This window comes from Parvibaculum sp. (genome assembly GCF_019635935.1).
GTDB lineage: Bacteria > Pseudomonadota > Alphaproteobacteria > Parvibaculales > Parvibaculaceae > Parvibaculum.
The window spans coordinates 1,926,776-1,945,286 of record NZ_JAHBYN010000001.1; the positions used below are offsets into that span (position 1 = coordinate 1,926,776).

General features: G+C 64.2%; 21 protein-coding genes. 11 read left to right on the plus strand and 10 right to left on the minus strand.

Features of this window, described 5'->3' with window-relative positions:
* Positions 1–13: 13 nt before the first annotated feature.
* The 5 genes from KF719_RS09620 to hemC form a co-directional block, all read right to left on the minus strand.
* Positions 14–1,030, minus strand: coding sequence for an alpha/beta hydrolase (locus KF719_RS09620; protein ID WP_293508498.1), 1,017 nt, complete (start codon positions 1,028–1,030; stop codon positions 14–16).
* The gene (locus tag KF719_RS09625) at positions 1,024–2,553 is read right to left on the minus strand and encodes a heme biosynthesis HemY N-terminal domain-containing protein (protein WP_293508499.1); all 1,530 of its coding nucleotides are present in this window, start codon (positions 2,551–2,553) and stop codon (positions 1,024–1,026) included. The genes KF719_RS09620 and KF719_RS09625 overlap by 7 nt, the downstream gene beginning before the upstream one ends.
* A gap of 8 nt (positions 2,554–2,561) precedes the next feature.
* Positions 2,562–3,776: a mitofilin family membrane protein gene (locus KF719_RS09630; protein WP_293508500.1), complete on the minus strand. Its 1,215-nt coding sequence runs from the start codon at positions 3,774–3,776 to the stop codon at positions 2,562–2,564.
* 85 nt (positions 3,777–3,861) lie between these two features.
* Complete coding sequence (locus tag KF719_RS09635) at positions 3,862–4,575, minus strand: uroporphyrinogen-III synthase (protein ID WP_293508501.1); 714 nt, start codon at positions 4,573–4,575, stop codon at positions 3,862–3,864.
* 5 nt (positions 4,576–4,580) lie between these two features.
* On the minus strand, positions 4,581–5,507 hold the full coding sequence (gene hemC, locus KF719_RS09640) for a hydroxymethylbilane synthase (protein ID WP_293508502.1): 927 nt from the start codon (positions 5,505–5,507) through the stop codon (positions 4,581–4,583).
* Positions 5,508–5,632: 125 nt separating this feature from the next.
* Here hemC and tsaD point away from each other — a divergent pair, with 125 nt between their 5' ends.
* Positions 5,633–6,709 (plus strand): tRNA (adenosine(37)-N6)-threonylcarbamoyltransferase complex transferase subunit TsaD, encoded by a 1,077-nt coding sequence (gene tsaD / locus KF719_RS09645; RefSeq protein WP_293508503.1) that lies wholly within the window; start codon positions 5,633–5,635, stop codon positions 6,707–6,709.
* Positions 6,710–6,827: 118 nt separating this feature from the next.
* Here tsaD and KF719_RS09650 read toward each other — a convergent pair whose 3' ends face one another.
* Together KF719_RS09650 and KF719_RS09655 are read right to left on the minus strand one after the other, a co-directional pair.
* The gene (locus KF719_RS09650) at positions 6,828–6,953 is read right to left on the minus strand and encodes a hypothetical protein (RefSeq protein WP_293508504.1); all 126 of its coding nucleotides are present in this window, start codon (positions 6,951–6,953) and stop codon (positions 6,828–6,830) included.
* A gap of 428 nt (positions 6,954–7,381) precedes the next feature.
* Positions 7,382–8,008 carry a TetR/AcrR family transcriptional regulator gene (locus tag KF719_RS09655; protein ID WP_293508505.1) on the minus strand — a complete coding sequence of 209 codons (627 nt, stop codon included), beginning with the start codon at positions 8,006–8,008 and terminating at the stop codon, positions 7,382–7,384.
* A gap of 87 nt (positions 8,009–8,095) precedes the next feature.
* On the opposite strand from KF719_RS09655, the gene KF719_RS09660 reads away from it, so the two are divergent.
* Genes KF719_RS09660 through KF719_RS09670 form a run of 3 tightly spaced genes read left to right on the plus strand, consistent with a single transcriptional unit; the run spans position 8,096 to position 9,867 of the window.
* On the plus strand, positions 8,096–9,109 hold the full coding sequence (locus KF719_RS09660) for an NAD(P)H-dependent glycerol-3-phosphate dehydrogenase (RefSeq protein ID WP_293508506.1): 1,014 nt from the start codon (positions 8,096–8,098) through the stop codon (positions 9,107–9,109).
* Between the two features lie 32 nt (positions 9,110–9,141).
* Complete coding sequence (locus tag KF719_RS09665) at positions 9,142–9,426, plus strand: YciI family protein (RefSeq protein ID WP_293508507.1); 285 nt, start codon at positions 9,142–9,144, stop codon at positions 9,424–9,426.
* 15 nt (positions 9,427–9,441) lie between these two features.
* Positions 9,442–9,867, plus strand: coding sequence for an EVE domain-containing protein (locus KF719_RS09670; protein ID WP_293508508.1), 426 nt, complete (start codon positions 9,442–9,444; stop codon positions 9,865–9,867).
* A gap of 274 nt (positions 9,868–10,141) precedes the next feature.
* Here the strand turns inward: KF719_RS09670 and KF719_RS09675 are convergent, their stop codons facing one another.
* Positions 10,142–10,888: a creatininase family protein gene (locus tag KF719_RS09675; protein ID WP_293508509.1), complete on the minus strand. Its 747-nt coding sequence runs from the start codon at positions 10,886–10,888 to the stop codon at positions 10,142–10,144.
* A 305-nt stretch (positions 10,889–11,193) separates the two neighbouring features.
* Between KF719_RS09675 and KF719_RS09680 the strand changes: the two genes are divergently transcribed.
* The 6 genes from KF719_RS09680 (at position 11,194) to acs (ending at position 16,742) form a co-directional block, all read left to right on the plus strand.
* On the plus strand, positions 11,194–11,484 hold the full coding sequence (locus KF719_RS09680; protein ID WP_293508510.1) for a DUF1330 domain-containing protein: 291 nt from the start codon (positions 11,194–11,196) through the stop codon (positions 11,482–11,484).
* A gap of 54 nt (positions 11,485–11,538) precedes the next feature.
* Complete coding sequence (locus tag KF719_RS09685) at positions 11,539–11,736, plus strand: hypothetical protein (protein ID WP_293508511.1); 198 nt, start codon at positions 11,539–11,541, stop codon at positions 11,734–11,736.
* A gap of 237 nt (positions 11,737–11,973) precedes the next feature.
* Positions 11,974–12,438: a GNAT family N-acetyltransferase gene (locus KF719_RS09690; RefSeq protein ID WP_293508512.1), complete on the plus strand. Its 465-nt coding sequence runs from the start codon at positions 11,974–11,976 to the stop codon at positions 12,436–12,438.
* A 3-nt stretch (positions 12,439–12,441) separates the two neighbouring features.
* Positions 12,442–13,335 (plus strand): EVE domain-containing protein, encoded by an 894-nt coding sequence (locus tag KF719_RS09695; protein ID WP_293508513.1) that lies wholly within the window; start codon positions 12,442–12,444, stop codon positions 13,333–13,335.
* A 27-nt stretch (positions 13,336–13,362) separates the two neighbouring features.
* A complete protein-coding gene (locus KF719_RS09700; protein WP_293508514.1) occupies positions 13,363–14,616 on the plus strand; it encodes a CoA transferase in 1,254 nt (417 codons plus the stop codon).
* 182 nt (positions 14,617–14,798) lie between these two features.
* Positions 14,799–16,742, plus strand: coding sequence for an acetate--CoA ligase (acs, locus tag KF719_RS09705; RefSeq protein WP_293508515.1), 1,944 nt, complete (start codon positions 14,799–14,801; stop codon positions 16,740–16,742).
* On the opposite strand, the gene KF719_RS09710 is transcribed toward acs, so the two are convergent.
* Together KF719_RS09710 and KF719_RS09715 are read right to left on the minus strand one after the other, a co-directional pair.
* A complete protein-coding gene (locus KF719_RS09710; protein ID WP_293508516.1) occupies positions 16,743–17,192 on the minus strand; it encodes a thermonuclease family protein in 450 nt (149 codons plus the stop codon).
* A 139-nt stretch (positions 17,193–17,331) separates the two neighbouring features.
* Complete coding sequence (locus KF719_RS09715) at positions 17,332–17,529, minus strand: DUF1674 domain-containing protein (protein ID WP_293508517.1); 198 nt, start codon at positions 17,527–17,529, stop codon at positions 17,332–17,334.
* 115 nt (positions 17,530–17,644) lie between these two features.
* Here KF719_RS09715 and htpX point away from each other — a divergent pair, with 115 nt between their 5' ends.
* Positions 17,645–18,505 carry a zinc metalloprotease HtpX gene (gene htpX, locus KF719_RS09720; RefSeq protein WP_293508518.1) on the plus strand — a complete coding sequence of 287 codons (861 nt, stop codon included), beginning with the start codon at positions 17,645–17,647 and terminating at the stop codon, positions 18,503–18,505.
* Positions 18,506–18,511: the final 6 nt, after the last annotated feature.

Here is an 18,511-nt window from a genome sequence, read left to right on the forward strand (position 1 = left end):
TTTGGCAACAGCCCTATTCGACGCCTTCCGGTTCTTCCGCCGCGGCAGCCGGTGCGGGCGCAGGCTCGGCCAGCGCCGCGCCGAGAAAAGCCGCCACCGCGCCGGCGCTCTCCACAGGCACCTCTTCCATCGGCACATGGCCGACATTTTCGTAGATCACAAGCTCGGCATGCGGAATGCGCTCCTTGAACGTGTCGGCCGCCGCCACCGGAATGAGCAGGTCCTTGTCGCCCCAGATGATGAGGGTCGGCATCTCGATACCGCCGAGACGTTCGGAAAATGCCACCTCGTCGCGCGCCGAATAGCTGGCAAAGCGCATCCGCGTCGCATCGCGATTGCCTTCATGAAGCGTCATGTCGAAATAGCGCGCCACCATTTCGTCGGTCACCTTCGACTGGTCGACGAAAACCTTGCGCACGCCCTCCTCGACCACCGAACGCGGCAGCACATAGCGCATGATCTTGCTGAGCACCGGCATCCGCGCCAGCCGGAAGGCGAGCGGCGGGTCGGTGTCCTCGCGCACGACCGGCACGCCGGACGAGTTGACGAGGATCAGCGCCGTGACGCGTTCGGGATGATCGAGCGCGTAAAGCGCCGAAATGCCGCCGCCCATCGAATTGCCGCCGATCGCAAAGCGCGTCAGCCCGAGCGCTTCCGTCAGCTCGTGCACCGACGCCGCCATGCCTTCGCGGCTGTAATCGTCGCCGGGCACGCGGCCGGTCAGGCCGTGTCCGGGCAGATCCATCGTGACGATCCGGTAGGTGCCGCCAAGCTCGGCAACCCACGGTTCCCATGTATGCAGCGAGGCGTTGGACCCGTGAACCAGCACCAGCGCCGGCCCGTCCGCATTGCCCTCGTCGCGGAAATGCACGCTGGCGCCCGATGGCAGCGTCGCGAACTGCGATGCGCCGCCGGCATATTTCCCGACAAGTTCCTCGCGCGGCACGTCGAACCGCATCACCGAAATGACGATCACCACAAACGCCAGCACGATCAGCGTAAGCGTCCCGGCCAATACCCGCTTCACCATTTGCGTTCCCCCTCCTGCGCTTCGTCGGCATCCTCCGGGCCCGGATCGTCGGGCAGCGGCGGCTGAAAGGCAAGCGGCTCCTTTGGCGCCGCCCGCTCCGGCAGCGAAACGACAGGCGCCGTCGGCGCTTCGGCTTTTTCGACATGCCGCTCGGATTCCTGCCCGAAAGCGTCAGGTCGCGGCTCCTCACGGGCAAGCGCGATCGCCGGCGCCGTCCAGACAAGTGCGTCGAAAGCGCCGGTCATCGGATCGATCGGCGACCAGCGCGGCGAACGATAATTCTCGCCCGTCCATTGCGGGTCCTGCGGCGCGTGAAGCGCGCGCGCAAGCCAGCCCCGCGCCGCACCGCGGTCGCCGAACGCGCCTTCCTCGATTTCCGCCATCAATTCGCAGATGCGCTGCGTCGGCATCGCGCTGGCGTCCGGACCCGCATAAACGGCAAGCGCCTCGCGCGCCGCCGCCCAGTCGCGCGCACCGATGGCGCCGCGCGCAACCAGAATACGGCTTTCGATGTGGTCGGGATTGCGCGCCGCGAGAACGCGCGCGCGAACCGCACGATCGTAACCGCTTTCGCCCTCGGTCATGTCGAGCCAGACATCGGCGAGATCGGGATGGGGCTCTGCGTCCCACGCGGCCTCGATCAGCCGTATTGCCTTGCGCGTGCGTCCCGTCTCGCTGCACAGCCGTGCGGCAAGCGCAACCGTCGGCGCGAAAGCCGGGTCGAGCGCAACGGCGTCGAGCGCCAGCGCGACGGCTTTTTCGAGCGCTGCCTTTCGCGCCTCGCCAGCCTGTCCGCGTGCAGCCTCCGTCGCCGTCATCGCCTTGGCGGTCAACAGAACGGCACGGCGGCGGCGCGCCTTGTCGCGCGAAATGACTTTCGCCGACACCTCGCGGTCGAGCGTGGCGAGCGCTGCATCCCAATCTTCTTCCGCCGCCTCGATCTCGAACACCGCCTGCGCCGCCCAGGGCGTTTGCGGCCGAAGCTCGAAAGCGCGCCGCGCATGCGCAAGCGCTTCTTCGCGGTCGCCGGCGCGGCGCGCCTGAATGAAGAGACCGCGCAATCCGAGAAACGCCGTTTCGGGCGCTTCCAGCATGCGTTCGAAATAGCCGGTGGCGGATTTTTCGTCGCCTTCGAGTTGTGCGGCTTGCGCGGCAAGCAGCAACGTCAACGGCGGCGCATCGAGAAGCTTGTGCGCCTGCGCCGCGTAGCGCTTTGCCTCGGGGGCGTCACCGGCCGCGACTGCCACCATGCCGCGCGACAACGCCAGAAAACCTTTTTGCTGGCGACGCTTTTCAAGAAATGCCGCGACGCTGGCCGGCGTATCGATGAAGCCCGAGACGATGCGATATACGAGAAGCACCAGAAAAGCCGCCAGCGCCATGACACCGACACCGACGACGAAACTGGTGCGGATTTCGTAGCCTCGCCAATGCATCGTCAGATCGCCGGGATTGTCGGCAAGCCAGATCGCAAGCGCGCTCAAGAGCGCGACGACGATGAAGATGAAAATGGCGCGCAGCATCTAGGGCCTCACTCCCCGCCCGGCGCGAGGCGCGTCGCGACACGCGCCGCAAGATCGCGCAGCAGCATGTCGGTTTCGAGACGCGCGCGGGCATCCGCAAGCCAGCCCGCCGCCGCTTCGCGCGCCGGCCCCTGAAGCGCCTCGCCCTCGGCGGCCGCGCCCGCGAGATCGCCGGTTTCGAGCCGCTCTTCCATGCGCGCGACGATGGCCTCGGTCGTATCGCCGGAGATTTCGCCGGTGCGCCGGATCGTCACCAGCGATTTTGCATTGGCGACGAAGCGCGACCAGAGACTGTCCGCGCCGGCGCGGCGTTCGGCATCGAATATATTCTCGACCACCGAAGGAAACCGCGCCTTCAGCGCGGCGCGCGTCGCAACGCCGTCCGCCGCTGCGCCGGACAAGGCATCGAGAGCGGCCTGACCGGGGAGAAAGCTTGCCACGGTGTCGAGCTCTGTCTTGAACGGACCCGCCGTTTCGGCGGCGCGGGCGAGATTGGCGAGCGCCAGTCCAAGCGCCGCGCGCGCGGCCGCGTCGGGATCGTCTTTCTTTTCTTCAAGCGCGGCGACGCGCCCTTCCATCGCCTCGATCTGCGGTGCAAGCGTCGCGAGCCGCGCATCGAGCGCCTTCACCAGCGTGTCGAGGCCACTCACATGATCGGCGATGCCCGAAGGCGGCAGGCTGGCGGCCAGCGCATCGATCCGGTCTCGCGTCTCGCGCACGCTGCCGCGTGTGTCGTTGAGTGCGTCCTTCAGCGCCTGCTGCTCTTCGGCAAGCCGCGCGATTTGCGCATCGGGCGCGGCGCCTTCGGCGGCAGCAATTTTTTCCTCCGCCACATCGAGGCGCGCGGCAAGCGATTGCGCGCGTTCGTCGAGGCCGCGCGCGCTTTCGCCACTGCCGCTCTCGACCGCTTCAAGCCGCGCCGCGAGTTCGGCAAGCCTGTCGTCGGCGCCGGTATCGGGTGCGGGCATTCCAAACCCGGCGAACCAGGCAAGCGCAAGCGCGACGGCGGCGGCGCCGAAACCGGCGGCAGCGGCAAGGGCAATTCCACCGCCAGCGGAGGTGGCGGGTCTGCCCGGTGCATCGCCGCTGACCTCCTCGGCGGTGCCCTCGAGCGTACGCGGTTCCTTGCGCGGCTTCTCATTGCGCTGCCGCGCTTCCGCTTCGGGCTTCAGATATTCCGGCTCAGGCCCTTTGCCGGCGTCGCTATCGTTTGAATCGGACATGAACAACCATCTGGGGGATCTGTATCGCTCCGGCGTCACTATAGAGGCTGAAACGCCGCCGGTCAGGACGAAGTTCCGCGGAAAATCAGGGCGCGAGCAGGTCGAGCAGCGCCGCCTGTTCGGGCCGGGCGGCTATTTTCACCGTAAGAAAGTTCGCGCCGCCAAGCGCATCGGCGACGGCTTGCGACAAACAAAAGGCCGTCATGCGGGAAAGCGCCGCTTCGAGGCCCGCCGCGCGCACAAGCGACACGAATATCCGCGCCGTGCGCGGCGAATGAAGCAGGACGCCGTCCACGCCGCCTTCGGTCAAGGCCTTGCGCGCCGCCTCAGGCAGACGATCCGCCGCCACCGCCTCGTAAAGAACCACGCGCTCGACCGCGAAACCTTGAACCGCCAGCACCGCCCGGAGGTCACCCGCCACCACACGCCCCGCCACATGCAGCAGCGGTCCGCCATCCGGCGAGAGTTCAAGACAGACAAGGGCCGCCAGCGCGTCGACATCTCCCTCCGCCGCCTCGACCCAGCGGAAACCGGCGTCGATCATCGCCTGCGCGCTCGCCGGGCCGACCGCGAGAACCCGCACATCCCTCAATGCCGCCGCCTGCGCATGTCGCGCCAGCGCCCGCGCGCCATTGGCGCTGGTGACGAGCAGGGCTTGCCATGCGCGCGCCGGCAATTCGGCATTGTCGAGAAAGCGCACGGACATGACGGGTGCGGTGACCGCCTCATGGCCGCGCGCGGCGAGGAGACGCGCAAGTTCTGCCGCATCCTCTTCGGGCCGGATGACGAGAAGCCGCATCGGCTTCAGACCCCGCTGAAGAATTGCGGACCGGCGCGGGACTTCAATTCGAGACCGGCGTCGCGGCCGATGGCAACGGCGTCCGCCGCAAGGCCCTCCCGCGCCGTTTCGAGCACTTCCGCGCCGTCCGGCGTCAGGATCATGCCGCGAAGCCGCATCCGCTCGCCCGAAATTTCGGCCAGCGCCGCGATCGGCGTGCGGCACGAACCGTCAAGCACGGCAAGCAGCGCGCGTTCGGCCGCAACGCAAAGGCCCGTTTCCCCATGATGGATCTTCGCCAGCAGATGCGCCGCCTCGTCGTCGCCCGCGCGGCGTTCGATGCCGATGGCGCCTTGCGCGACGGCGGGCAGCATCTCCTCGGGCGATAGCGGCGCCGTTACTTTCTCCTGAAGCCCCATGCGGGTGAGACCGGCCATCGCCAGAAGCGTCGCATCGGCAACGCCGTCGGCGAGCTTCGCAATCCGCGTGTCGACATTGCCGCGAAACGGCACCACGCGAATATCGGGCCTGAGAGCGCGCACCTGTGCGGCGCGGCGGAGCGAGGAGGTGCCCACAACCGCGCCTTGCGGGAGCGCGGCGAGCGTCGCGGCCTTCGGCGACAGGAACGCATCGCGCGGATCGGCACGCTCGAGCAGACAGTCGATAATCAACCCGTCCGGCAGCTGCGTCGGCATGTCCTTCATCGAATGGACGGCAATGTCGATCGAGGCATCGAGAAGCTGTTCCTCGATCTCCTGCGTGAAAAGCCCCTTGCCGCCGATTTCGGAAAGCGCCCGGTCCTGTGTGCGGTCGCCTTCGGTGCTGATGACGACGATCTCGGCCGCATGTTCGACCGACAGGTGCTGCACTTGCGCGATCCGCCGCGCGACTTCATGGGCCTGGATCAGCGCGAGCTTCGAGCCTCTGGTGCCGATGCGGTAGCGGCGTTGCATGCGGGGTCTCTAAGGTTGTATGCCAGCGGGAACATTTGTCGGGCGTCCGGCCGCCCGGGGCCCGTTATAGCCCGATTGTCCGCTCCGCGAGAGAGGAAAGCCGGGCTTTTTGGAATGCGAAACCCGTGACGAAACCGCTCACCCTGCTCGGCATCGAGACAAGCTGCGACGAGACGGCCGCCGCGGTCGTGCGCCGTGGCGCGGGCGCCGACGCCCGGGGCGAAATTCTCTCCAATGTCGTTTTCTCGCAGATCGCCGAACATGCGCCCTTTGGCGGTGTCGTGCCGGAAATCGCCGCCCGCGCCCATGTCGAACATCTCGACGGCTTGATCGCCCGGGCGATGAGCGAGGCAGGCGTCGATTGGGACGATCTCGATGGCGTGGCGGCCACCGCCGGACCCGGCCTGATCGGCGGCGTCATTGTCGGCCTGATGACCGCCAAGGGCATCGCGGCGGCGCGCGGGCTGCCGCTGCTGGCGGTCAATCATCTCGAAGGCCATGCGCTGACGGCCCGCCTGACCGACGGGCTGCCCTTTCCTTATCTGCTGCTGCTGGTCTCGGGTGGCCACAGCCAGCTTCTGGTGGTCGATGGCGTCGGGCGCTATCGCCGCCTCGGCACCACGGTCGACGATGCGGTGGGCGAAGCCTTCGACAAGGTCGCCAAGCTGCTCGGCCTCGGCTTTCCGGGCGGCCCGGCGGTCGAGCGCGCGGCGCGAGACGGCGACGCCACCCGTTTTCACCTGCCGCGGCCGATGCTGAACCGTCCGGGTTGCGATCTGTCCTTCTCCGGTCTCAAGACCGCCGTCAGACAGGCAGCCGAAAGCCTCGGGCCATTGAACGACCAGGACCGCGCCGACATCGCCGCGTCCTTTCAGGCGGCCGTCGCCGACGTGCTGGCCGACCGGACCGAGAATGCGATGGCGCTGGCAAGCGAAACGATCCCGCCCGGCCATCGCCATCTGGTCGTGGCGGGCGGCGTCGCCGCCAATATGATGCTGCGCGAAAGGCTGAAGGTTTCGGCCCATGCCTGCGGCTACGAAATCGTCGTGCCGCCGCTAAAGCTCTGCACCGACAACGGCGCGATGATCGCCTGGGCGGGCGCCGAGCGGCTGGCGCTCGGCCTCACCGACCCGATCTCGGCCGGGCCGCGCGCCCGCTGGCCGCTCGATCCCGCGGCCGCTGCCACCGGCGCAAAGGCCTGACGGTAAAAAAAGAACCCCGCCGCGGGGGAGGCGGCGGGGTCAAGAGACCCTTGGGGGGCAAGGGTCCTGGGATCGCCGGGCTCCCTGAGGGGGAGGGGGAGGAGCCCGGACGGGGAAATCAGACGATGGTGGCGACGCCCGAGGTCTGCACGATCAGGGCGAGCGTGTAGGCCACAAGCAGCGCGGCGACGGCTTTGGCGGCGACGCGCTCCACGAGGGGGAAGAATTTCCGGTTCTGCGTCATGGCATTGGTCTTTCGGATGGCGGGCGGCCGAGCCGCCCTCGATGGGGATGCCGTTCCCGCTCAGGCCGCGTACTGGGAGGCGATCTGAGCCAGGAAGACGAGCGAGTAACCGCCGACAGCGAGGGTGATGACGCGGTTGGTCAGCTTGCTGGAAATGTTGATCATGGCTCTTGCTCCTGTGTTCCTTGTCGGCGGGTCGGGTCCGGTGTCCCGCTGACAGAGGGGAAATGGGAGCCCCTTTTCGAAAAACAATGAATGAAATAAAAAATATTCAATCGTCAGGATTTATGTTGCTGCGATGCAACAAATAACACCGCTTCAGCCTGTGTTTTGTTAATGGATTCAGCGTCATAGACAAGCGCTGTGGCGCAGGCGCAGGCCAACGCAGCGCAATAAAAGTAAAGAGCTAGAACGAAAATTAGAGCGGTTCAAGCTTCCGTGAGTTGCTTCAGCGGGTCGCAACAGGCGGCCCCGGCTTTCAACCCCGCGACGACGATTTGATAGACACCCTCGAGTTCCCGTTCGAGTTTTTCAAGCGGCAGGCGCGTGAAAAGCTGCGGGTAGCTGAATTTCAGGGTAGCCGCCTGGATCATTTCGGCGGCGAATTCCGGATCGCTGATTTCGAACTCGCCGGACGCGTTGCCGAGCTCGATGATCCGTGCAAGGACTTCGCGTTCCCGTTTCAGTCCCTCATTGTGGAACTCCGGACGCTCGGCGGTGACGATCTGCGCCATCTCGACGATCCGGGTGTCTTCTTCCAGCTTGTGGAAAGTCTCGCGCAGATCCATGAACAGGAAATCATGGAGGCGCTGCGACGCGGTGCGGCCGGGCATCGTCAGGATGCGCGCCAGATCGTCGGCGGTCTGCATCGACGCCTCGCGGCAGATCGCTTCGGCGATGTCGAGCTTGCCGGGAAAGTAGCGATAGAGATTGCCGGGCGACATCTCGCAATCGGCGGCGAGCTCGGCCATCGTCGTCTTGCCATAGCCGTAATGCGTGAAGCGCCGTTTGGCGGCCTGAATGATTTTTTCGTGCGTGGCGTCGTGAGCGGTCATACAAATGATTGTAATGCGGCGGAGTAAATAATCAACGAACCGTTCAATCGTTAGCGCCTGCAACAAAACGCAGGACGGAGAGCCCTGTTGGCCGAAAATATTTCCAGACAGATCGAGAACATCGGCGTCGTCGGTGCAGGCGCGTGGGGAACGGCGCTGGCGCAGGTGGCGGCGAAGGCCGGACGCCGGGTGACGCTGTGGGCGCGCGAGCCGGAAGTCGCTGAGCAAATAAACGCGCGCCACGAAAACGCAACCTTCCTGCCCGGCATCGCGCTCGATGCCGGCATCCGCGCGACAACGGCGCTTGGCGAGATGGCGGCGGCCGACGCGCTCTTGATGGTGACGCCGGCCCAGCATATGCGCCGTGTGCTGATCGAGCTTGGCCCCGCGCTCACCGCTGGCACGCCGGTGGTGCTCTGTGCCAAGGGCATCGAACAGGAAACGGGAAAGCTGCTGACCGAAGTGCTGGCCGAAGCCGCGCCGCATGCGACACCGGCCGTCCTTTCCGGCCCGAGCTTCGCCGCCGAAGTCGCGCGCGGATTGCCGACCGCGGTGACGCTTGCCTGCGCCGACGAGGGCACGGCCGAAGCGCTCGCCCATGCGATCGGCCTGCCGACCTTCCGGCCCTATTATTCCGCCGACCTGATCGGCGCCGAAATCGGCGGCGCGGTGAAAAACGTTCTGGCGATTGCCTGCGGAATCGTCGAAGGCAAAAAGTTCGGCGACAGCGCCCGCGCCGCGCTGACGACGCGCGGTTTTGCGGAACTGACGAGGCTCGGTCTTGCGATGGGCGCGCATGTCGAAACGCTGATGGGGTTGTCGGGCCTTGGCGATCTGATCCTGACCTGCAACTCGCCGAAGTCGCGCAACATGTCGCTCGGCATGGCGCTTGGACAGGGAAAGCCGCTCGCCGAGATCATGGGATCGCGCAACTCGGTCAGCGAAGGCGTGCATTCGGCGACCGCCGTCGCGGCACTGGCGAAGAAACACAAGGTCGAAATGCCGATCGCCGACGCGGTGACGGCCATCGTCACCGGCAAGGCAAGCGTCGACGAGGCGATTGCGGCGCTGCTGGCGCGCCCGGTCGGCCGCGAGGCCTGAGATTTTCTGGAAATGGAAACGGAACAACATCCATGCTTTTTTGTCTGATCTGCACCGACAAGCCGAACGCGCTGGAACTGAGGCTCGCCAATCGCGAGGCACATCTGAAATATTGGGGCGCGGCGGGTTGCGTCAAAATCGGCGGACCCTTCACCAATGACGATGCGAGCGTAATGAACGGCTCGATGCTGGTGATCGACGTTGCAGACCGCGCGGCCGCCGAGAAACTTGTCGCGGACGATCCATACAACAAGGCCGGTCTCTTCGCGAAAACCGAAGTGCGAGCGTGGAAGTGGCTGCTCGGCCCGAAAGAATAGGCAGGGAAGAACGCGATGGCCTATTGGCTTTTCAAATCCGAACGCGAGACCTGGTCCTGGGACGAACAGAAGAAGAAGGGCGCGAAGGGCGAACCCTGGACCGGCGTGCGCAACTATCAGGCCAACAACAATATGAAAGCGATGAAGAAGGGCGAGCTCGGCTTCTTCTATCATTCGGGCGACGAGCGCAGCATTGTCGGCATTGTGCGCGTGATCGGCGAACACCGGCCCGACCCGACCGACGAGAAGGGCAAGTTCGGCCTTGTCGACATCGAAGCGGTCTGCGACATGCCCAACGCGGTTACGCTTTCCGACGTCAAGGCCGAACCGGCGCTTGCCGAAATGGTGCTGGTGAAAAATTCGCGCCTCTCGGTGCAGCCGGTGACGGCGGATGAGTGGAAGACGATCTGCAAGATGGGCGGGTTGAAGAAGGCACTGTAAATCGATCTTTGTACGGAATGATAAGGGCCGAATGGGGCAGCGTCACTGCCCCGAATCGGGGATAAATCGGTCGACTGTCATCGTACTGTCAAAAATCTGTCACGCACCGGATTCGCACATGCGCGCGTGACGAGAAAAGAGACGAAACGGGAGACGAATTCGTCTCTAATTTCGTCGCGCCACCGCAACGCAGCAACGACTTGTCCCCGCTGTGACGGAAGTACACCAGCGCAGCGCTGCGCTGTGACGTTCGGGCGACAGCGGCGGACGTCCGTCACGCCGCCTCGAATTTCCGGAAATCCTCGATCAACCCCTTCGCCGAGAGCGCGAGGAGTTTTTCGCCGTCCGCTGGGTTCGCAAGCGACGGGTCGGAGCCGATGCGGCCGTCCGGGAAGGCGGCGCGGTAGCTTTCGGCATCGGTGTAGCGGCCCCAGGGCGCGACCTTCGGGTTCATCTCTGCCTGCTTGATCGCGGCCGGATAGACGAACTGCGTCACCGCGACTTCCGACGGCGTCGCATGCGCGCCATGCGCCGAGCCGTAGCGTTCCTTGCAGAAATCGGTGACGGGCTTGAAGTCCCACCAGTTGGCGCGTTTGCATTTGACCGGGCCGCGATTGGAGGCGTCCGCGCTCAGCGAGCGGTCGGCATAGATTTCGGCGAAGGCCGCCTCGATGGTCGCGACATTGCCGCCATGACCGTTGAAGAAATAGACGCGCTCGAAGCCGTGGCGGGCGAGCGACGACACCCAGTCGTGGATCGCGGCGATCATCGTGGAGGGACGAAGCGTCATCGAACCCGGAAACCCCAGATGATGCTGCGCGACGCCGACATTGAAGGTCGGGCCGACCAGAAAGCCGGCCTCGGCCGCCGCGCGATGCGCGATCGATTCCGGGCAGATCGCATCGGTGCCAATGAGCCCGTTCGGCCCGTGCTGCTCGGTCGAGCCGATCGGGATGACGATCCCTTTCGACTTTGCGAGATAGGCCTCGATCTCGGGCCAGGTGGAAAGATGCAGCAGCATGGGGGGAGCATAGAGGAGGCGGGGAAGAATGTGGAGGCGGGGGGAAAGGTGGGATTGCTGTGCGGTACCTCCCGCCCTACCCCAAAATCGTCATGGCCCGCTTTAGGCGGGCCATCCACGTCTTGGCGGCAACCATCGGAAGAAAGACGTGGATGGCCCGGACGAGCCGGGCCATGACGATTCTGTTTTCTGCTTGCGAAGCGCCGATTCCCTGTTGTCTGCAAACCCCTTCGCGCATTCGCGGGCTTCCCGCGCAGCATCCGCTCCCGCAGCATCCTGCGAAAGGAAACGCGAGGGAGCGGCCCATGACCGTTTATGCACTGGCGCAATTCACGATCCATGACCGGGCGCGCTACGAGGCCTATGCGGCGCGCTTCTTCGACACGATGAAGGATCATCCGGGCCGGCTGCTGGCGGCGGATGAAAACCCGCACCTCGTGGAAGGCGAATGGTCAGGCACGAAGATCGTGCTGATCGAGTTTCCCGACGAGGCTTCGTGGCGGCGATGGGCCTTTTCGCCGGAATACCGCGCGATCTCGGCCGACCGCGAAGCCGCGACGGACGGATGCGTGCTGCTGGTGAAGGGTCTGGGGTAAAGCGCGACCTTGCCTCCTTCATCGTGTAATATGTGCCGTTCCGGCAAGGAGGGCATGATGAAGTGGGTACTATTGGGAGTATCGTTTGTCGCGGGCTTCATCACCGCCGTTCTGCTGCTCGGCATCTATCACATCGAAGGTGTACAGACCCGCGGCGCTCCCGCGTCCTACAAGATCAATCGACTGACCGGCGAGACGCAGTTTTGCGTTGCGGCTGAGTGCAGGCCGGTAAAAGACCGCCGCTCGCAGTAGGAACCGGCACCTGAGGGTGATGCAATGAACTGTTGCGCAGAGACGCAGAGCAAACCCAACCCAAAAGTGTCACCCCGGCACTCGTTGCCGGGGCCCATTGGTTCCCTCAGCAAGAGCTTTGACGTGCTGCATTGCCCGCGATTGACGGCGCAATGAAAATCGGCGTGGATTGGGTCCCGGGAATAAATCCCGGGATGACACTTCTGTTTTTGATTTGCCGTCTCGAAAAATAACCCCATGCAAATCCGCCGCGCGACCGAGGACGACTGGCCGGAGGTGGCGCGCGTGTTTATCGCGGCGCGCGCCGGCATGACCTATCTGCCGCGGCTCCACGGCGATGCCGACACGAGGGCCTTCATCCGCCGCGTGGTGAAGCGCAGCGCGGTCTGGCTGGCGGAACGCGACGGCACGCTGCTCGGCTTCGCGGCATTGGAGCCCGGCTGGCTGCATCATCTTTATGTCGATCCCGCCGCGCAGAACGCAGGGGCAGGCTCGGCTCTTCTCGGCAAGGCCAAGGCCGAACTGCCGGGGGGCTTTTCCCTGTGGACGTTTCAGGCCAATCTCGGCGCCCGCCGCTTCTACGAGCGGCACGAACTGACCGAGACGCGCCGCACCAACGGCGCCGACAATGAGGAGGGGCTGCCAGACATTCTATATGAATGGAACGGCGAGGCCGAGAACTCGAATTGGGCCCAGAGGTGAGAAATGTCTTTCTGGTTGTTTCGCACTTCGATCGAAAAGTATCGCGTGCGCGACGCGCTCGAAGACTTGGGCAAACTCACATGGGACGTCTGGCGCAACTCAGAGAAATTTGGCCCGATCTCTGTCGGTGATTATGCGTGTCTTTTTGAAAGCGGTACAAACGGCGGCATCTATGGAATTGTCGAGGTCACGGATAGTGCCAAAGATCGCGCTATGTCCTCCGTCGAGCGGGAGTACATAACAGATATCAACAAGTTCAAACCAACAGACTATCGAGTGATAGTCGCGCCTACTACGAACCTATCCCTACAGCTTCCAGTCTCGCACCTAAAGGAAGACGCGTTCCTCTCACTGCTGCCCGTCTTTGCAGAGATGGGATTTTCGAAGCAGGCAAATATCTTTCCCCTGAAAGAAGATCAGTACAGGGAGATACTTCGGAGTTTCTCAGACAACTCTGCCACCCGCCAGCACGACGAAGATATCGACCACGACATACCGACCGACGATCATCGGCGGTTTGCCAATCGCAGAACACCTGTCAGGCCGGGGCAACCGGCTTTCCGAAGGATGATTCTTGAAGCCTACCGTCACCGATGCGCCATCACGAATTGTGATGTAAAGACAGCGCTCGAAGCATCCCACATTGGCAAGTATTTCGGCCCAAGATCGGATCGGATCTACAATGGCGTTCTGCTTCGTGTCGATCTGCATCGATTGTTCGACGCACATCTCATCTCAATTGATCCAGACTCATGGAAAGTTCGAATTAGTCCCGCAATCTCGCATTCCACCTACGCGAAATGGGAAGGTCACCCATTCAGGGTTCCAGAGCGAGACGATCAAAAGCCGAACAAAAAGGAATTGAAGGAACACCTGCTGAAAACGATCGGCGAATAGAAATACCGACAGGTAGGAAAGTCCAAGTTGAGCCAGAGAAAAGAACTCGAAACCGAAAATCGCGGGCCGCTGAAAGGCGTGCGCATTGTCGATCTGACCGCCGTGGTTTTCGGCGCCTATGCGACGCAGATCCTCGGTGACATGGGCGCCGACGTGATCAAGGTCGAGGCGCCCTCGCCGACCGGCGGCGGCGGACAGGGCGGCGACATCATGCGCTGGCCGGGCCACCTGCCGGAAGGGGCGAGCGCCGATCTCGGTCCGATCTTCATGACCATCAACCGCAACAAGCGCTCGGTGCTGCTCGATCTGGCAAGCGCGGACGGCCGCGCGGCGCTGCTGAAGATCGTCGAAACCGCCGATGTGATCGCGTCGAACATCCGCTATGCGGCGATGAAGAAGCTCGGGCTGTCATATGAAGACATCAAGGCGGTCAAGCCCGACATTATTTTCGTGCATGCGGCGGGCTATGGCTCGGACGGGCCTTACGCGGGACTTCCCGCTTACGACGATCTGATCCAGGCGGGCTCGGGCGCCGCCGATCTTCTGGGCCGCATGGACGGCGACCCGAAGCCGCGCTACATCCCGACCATCATGGCCGACAAGGTGTCGGGATTGTTCATGGTTCAGGCCGTCACCGCCGCGCTCTTTCACAAGGAACGCACCGGCGAGGGGCAATTCGTCGAAGTGCCGATGCTCGAAGCGGTGACCTCCTTCGTGCTCGCCGAACATTTCTACGACCAGGTCTACGATCCGCCGACGGGCGGCTGGACCTATGGCCGCATCACCAACCCGGACCGCCGGCCCTACAAGACGCTCGACGGCCATATCGGCTTATTGCCTTATTCCGACAAGCAGTGGCAGCAGTTTTTCGAAGTGGCGGGCAAGCCCGGCGTCTATACCGACGATCCGCGCTTCAACACCTATCGCGCCCGCACGCAGAACATCCGCGAGCTTTACGCGATGATCGAGGAATTGACCGAGACGAAGACGACGGATGAATGGCTGGCGCTGCTGAAGCCGCTGTCGATCCCGGTGGTCAAGATGAACCGGCTCGACGACCTGAAAGACGATCCGCATTTACAGGCCGTCGGCTTTTTCGGCCGCTACGAACACCCGCACGCCGGCGGCTATTTCGCGCTGAAGCCGCCGGTGCGGTTTTCGGCCTCGCCGTCGAGCATTCGCCGCCATCCGCCGCGCCTCGGCGAGCAGACGGCGGAAGTGCTGCGCGAGGCGGGGATGAGCGAGGCGGAAATAGCCAGGCTGGCGGGCATCAAAGAATGATGTCACCCCGGCGAAAGCCGGGGTCCATCTGACGCGCGGCACATGAGGAGCCGCCCATGGATCCCGGCTTTCGCCGGGATGACACATATGGATGTGGCGGCGCCAACCCTCCCGCCTTGTCCCCTCACCTCGCGCCCGACATAATGCCGCCAACGAGAAACGCGCCTGCAAGGGAGGCCCCGATGTCCGATGAAATTTTCCCCGTGCCCGCCGAGTGGAAAAAGCGCGCGGCGATCGACGACGCGAAATATCGCGAGATGTACGAGGCGAGCGTCAACGACCCGGAAAATTTCTGGCGCCGCGAGGGCCTGCGCATCGACTGGATGAAGCCCTACACGAAAATCAAGAATACGAGCTTCGACACGCACAACGTCTCGATCAAATGGTTCGAGGACGGCACCCTCAACGCCAGCGTCAACTGCATCGACCGGCATCTCGAAAAGCGCGGGCAACAGACGGCGATCATCTGGGAAGGCGACGATCCGAAGGACCACAAGGAAATCAGCTATCGCGAATTGCATGAGGCCGTCTGCCGCTTTGCCAATGTGCTGAAAGCGCAGGGCGTGAAGCGCGGCGACCGCGTGACGATCTACATGCCGATGATCCCGGAAGCGGCCTATGCGATGCTCGCCTGCGCGCGCATCGGCGCGGTGCATTCGGTAGTGTTTGGCGGCTTCTCGCCCGACGCGCTGGCCGGCCGCATTGTCGACTGCGCCTCCAATTGCGTCATCACGGCCGACGAGGGCGTGCGCGGCGGCCGCAAGATTCCGCTGAAAGCCAATACCGACGAAGCATTGACGAAATGCCCCGACGTGAAGTCGGTGATCGTGGTGAAGCACACCGGCGGCAAGGTCGGGATGAAAGCGGGCCGCGACGTCTGGTATGGCGAGGCGGCGGCGAAAGTGAGCGCCGACTGCGCGCCGGAGGAAATGGGCGCCGAGGACCCGCTCTTTATTCTTTATACGAGCGGCTCGACCGGAAAGCCGAAAGGCGTGCTGCACACGACCGGCGGCTACATGGTCTATGCCTCGATGACGCATCAATATGTGTTCGACTATCACGACGGCGACATCTACTGGTGCACGGCCGATGTCGGCTGGGTGACGGGGCACAGCTATATTCTCTACGGGCCGCTGGCGAACGGCGCGACGACGCTGATGTTCGAAGGCGTGCCGAACTATCCCGACGCCTCGCGCTGCTGGCAGGTGATCGACAAGCACAATGTCAATATTTTCTACACCGCGCCGACGGCGCTGCGCGCGCTGATGCGCGAAGGCGACGAACCGGTGAAGAAGACCAGCCGCAAGTCGCTGCGGCTCTTGGGCTCGGTCGGCGAACCGATCAATCCCGAAGCCTGGCTCTGGTATCACCGCGTCGTCGGCGACGGCCGCTGCCCGATCGTCGATACGTGGTGGCAGACCGAAACCGGCGGCATATTGATAACGCCGCTGCCCGGCGCGACGGACCTCAAACCCGGCTCGGCGACACGGCCCTTTTTCGGTGTGCAGCCTGTGATCGTCGATGCCGAAGGAAATGTTCAGGAAGGCGCGACCAGCGGCAATCTCTGCATCGACGATTCATGGCCCGGCCAGATGCGCACCGTCTATGGCGACCACCAGCGTTTCGTCGAAACCTATTTCATTCAATATCCCGGCCGCTACTTCACCGGCGACGGCTGCCGCCGCGACGCGGACGGCTATTACTGGATCACCGGCCGCGTCGACGACGTGCTGAACGTCTCGGGCCATCGCATGGGGACGGCGGAAGTCGAAAGCGCGCTGGTCGCCCATCCGAAAGTCGCCGAGGCCGCCGTGGTCGGCTATCCGCACGACATCAAGGGCCAGGGCATCTATGCCTATGTGACGCTGAACGCCGGCGAACCTTCGTCCGAAGAGCTGCGCAAGGAGCTGGTGCAATGGGTGCGAAAGGAAATCGGCCCGATCGCCTCGCCCGACCTGATCCAGTTCGCGCCCGGCCTGCCGAAGACCCGCTCGGGCAAGATCATGCGGCGCATTTTGAGGAAGATCGCCGAGGATGATTTTTCCAATCTCGGCGACACCTCAACGCTGGCCGATCCGGGCGTCGTCACCGATCTCGTCGACAACCGGCAGAACCGGGCGGGGTAGTCACTCCACCGCCGCCACTCGGCACCAGCCGGCGCGCGCGCCGCCGTCGTAGGCCCGCGCATGACCGCCGGCGATCATCGCTTCGGCAACATCGCGATGCGTGGCGCTCGCCAGCCGCGCGCGGACACGGCCGCCGAACTTGTCGGCCTCGATGCCGGAAAGCGCCACTTTCCCCTCGCCGAGAAAGGCAATGAGCGCCGCGCGCGCCGCTTCGGCCTTTTCGCGTTCCTCGGCGCATTTGCCGCGTAGCTCCGGCGTGTCGATGCCCGCAAGCCGGACATGCGTCTCGACCGTCTGCCCGAGCCAGATGCGGGCGCGCACCACCAGCGAATCGCCATCGATGACGCGCACAACCTCCGCCTCGACCGGACCCGCCAGCCGCTCGGCGGCAGGGGCGGCCGAGCCCGCAAAAGAAGCGGCAACAACGAGGACAGCGAGATACGCACGCATGACGGCACCGGTATTGGGAATAAAGTCCTTAAATGGACTTTGTTCCTAATTTTTACAACACGATCCGGCCGTCTTCAAGCACAACCGCGACCAATGCGGCGCGTCTCTCGATGGCGAAGCTTGCAGCCAGGACCGGAAATCAGAAGTCGCTGAGAATGCCTTTGCTTTCCCAGTCGCCATAGCGCGTCGGCTCGGGGCCGGGGCGTCCGCCGATTTCGCGGGGCGCATCCGCTTCCGCCGCCGCCTTGCGCCGCGCTTCGGCCTCGGCAAGCGCCCGCTTCGCCGCGGGCGTCAGTTCTTTCGGCGTCGTTTCGGGCGTTTCGGGCGTTTCGGTCATCGGCGGCAATTCCGGTTTTCCTTGAAGCGGCGGCCTGCGAACTACATATAGATCGTGAACAATCCGCGCGCCAGCCGCGCGCACGGAAAACGGAACGAGACGGAAAAGACAGACAATGAACACGGTCAGGACCTTCATGCTGCTCGCCGCGCTGACGGCGCTTTTCATGGGGATCGGCTATCTGATCGGCGGCGCCGGCGGCGCGGCGATCGCGCTCGTCGTCGCGGCGGGCATGAACCTCTTTGCCTACTGGAATTCCGACAAGATCGTGCTGCGCATGTATAAGGCGCAGCGCGTCGACGAAACGTCGGCGCCCAATTATTACCGCATCGTCCAGCGGCTGGCGCAGAACGCCGGTATCCCGATGCCCGCGACCTATATCGTCGATTCGCCGCAGCCCAACGCCTTCGCGACCGGCCGCAACCCCGAACACGCGGCAGTGGCGGCAACGAGCGGCTTGATCGAAATGCTGACGCCGGAGGAACTCGCCGGTGTGATGGCGCATGAACTGGCGCATATCAAGAACCGCGACACGCTGACCATGACGGTGACGGCGACGATTGCCGGCGCGATTTCAATGCTGGCGAACTTCGCGCTCTTCTTCGGCGGCAACCGCAATGCGCCGGGCGGCTTTATCGGCGTGCTGGCGCTGGCGATCCTGGCGCCAATGGCGGCGGCGCTGGTGCAGATGGCGATCAGCCGCACGCGCGAATATTCGGCCGACCGGGGCGGCGCCGAAATTTCCGGCAATCCGCTCTGGCTCGCCTCGGCGCTGGAGCGCATCGACGCCACGGCGCGGCGGACGCGCAATGCGCAGGCCGAGGGCAACCCGGCGACCGCGCATATGTTCATCGTCAATCCGCTGAACGGCGAGGGCCGCGACAACCTGTTCTCGACCCATCCGGCGACCGGCAACCGCGTCGCAGAATTGCGCAAGCTGGCGCAAGGCATGGCCGCCGGCCGGACGCGGGGCTGAGCGTTT

Bases quoted from the DNA above. Each gene is read 5' to 3' on its own strand.
- KF719_RS09670 (WP_293508508.1), top strand. From the start codon at position 9,442: ATGGCCTATTGGCTTTTCAAATCCGAACGCGAGACCTGGTCCTGGGAC.
- KF719_RS09620 (WP_293508498.1), bottom strand. From the start codon at position 1,030: ATGGTGAAGCGGGTATTGGCCGGGACGCTTACGCTGATCGTGCTGGCG.
- KF719_RS09635 (WP_293508501.1), bottom strand. From the start codon at position 4,575: ATGCGGCTTCTCGTCATCCGGCCCGAAGAGGATGCGGCAGAACTTGCG.
- KF719_RS09685 (WP_293508511.1), top strand. From the start codon at position 11,539: ATGATGAAGTGGGTACTATTGGGAGTATCGTTTGTCGCGGGCTTCATC.
- htpX (WP_293508518.1), top strand. From the start codon at position 17,645: ATGAACACGGTCAGGACCTTCATGCTGCTCGCCGCGCTGACGGCGCTT.
- KF719_RS09695 (WP_293508513.1), top strand. From the start codon at position 12,442: ATGTCTTTCTGGTTGTTTCGCACTTCGATCGAAAAGTATCGCGTGCGC.
- KF719_RS09710 (WP_293508516.1), bottom strand. From the start codon at position 17,192: ATGCGTGCGTATCTCGCTGTCCTCGTTGTTGCCGCTTCTTTTGCGGGC.
- KF719_RS09625 (WP_293508499.1), bottom strand. From the start codon at position 2,553: ATGCTGCGCGCCATTTTCATCTTCATCGTCGTCGCGCTCTTGAGCGCG.
- KF719_RS09665 (WP_293508507.1), top strand. From the start codon at position 9,142: ATGCTTTTTTGTCTGATCTGCACCGACAAGCCGAACGCGCTGGAACTG.
- KF719_RS09690 (WP_293508512.1), top strand. From the start codon at position 11,974: ATGCAAATCCGCCGCGCGACCGAGGACGACTGGCCGGAGGTGGCGCGC.
- acs (WP_293508515.1), top strand. From the start codon at position 14,799: ATGTCCGATGAAATTTTCCCCGTGCCCGCCGAGTGGAAAAAGCGCGCG.
- KF719_RS09655 (WP_293508505.1), bottom strand. From the start codon at position 8,008: ATGACCGCTCACGACGCCACGCACGAAAAAATCATTCAGGCCGCCAAA.
- KF719_RS09715 (WP_293508517.1), bottom strand. From the start codon at position 17,529: ATGACCGAAACGCCCGAAACGCCCGAAACGACGCCGAAAGAACTGACG.
- KF719_RS09680 (WP_293508510.1), top strand. From the start codon at position 11,194: ATGACCGTTTATGCACTGGCGCAATTCACGATCCATGACCGGGCGCGC.
- hemC (WP_293508502.1), bottom strand. From the start codon at position 5,507: ATGCAACGCCGCTACCGCATCGGCACCAGAGGCTCGAAGCTCGCGCTG.
- KF719_RS09630 (WP_293508500.1), bottom strand. From the start codon at position 3,776: ATGTCCGATTCAAACGATAGCGACGCCGGCAAAGGGCCTGAGCCGGAA.
- KF719_RS09675 (WP_293508509.1), bottom strand. From the start codon at position 10,888: ATGCTGCTGCATCTTTCCACCTGGCCCGAGATCGAGGCCTATCTCGCA.
- KF719_RS09650 (WP_293508504.1), bottom strand. From the start codon at position 6,953: ATGACGCAGAACCGGAAATTCTTCCCCCTCGTGGAGCGCGTCGCCGCC.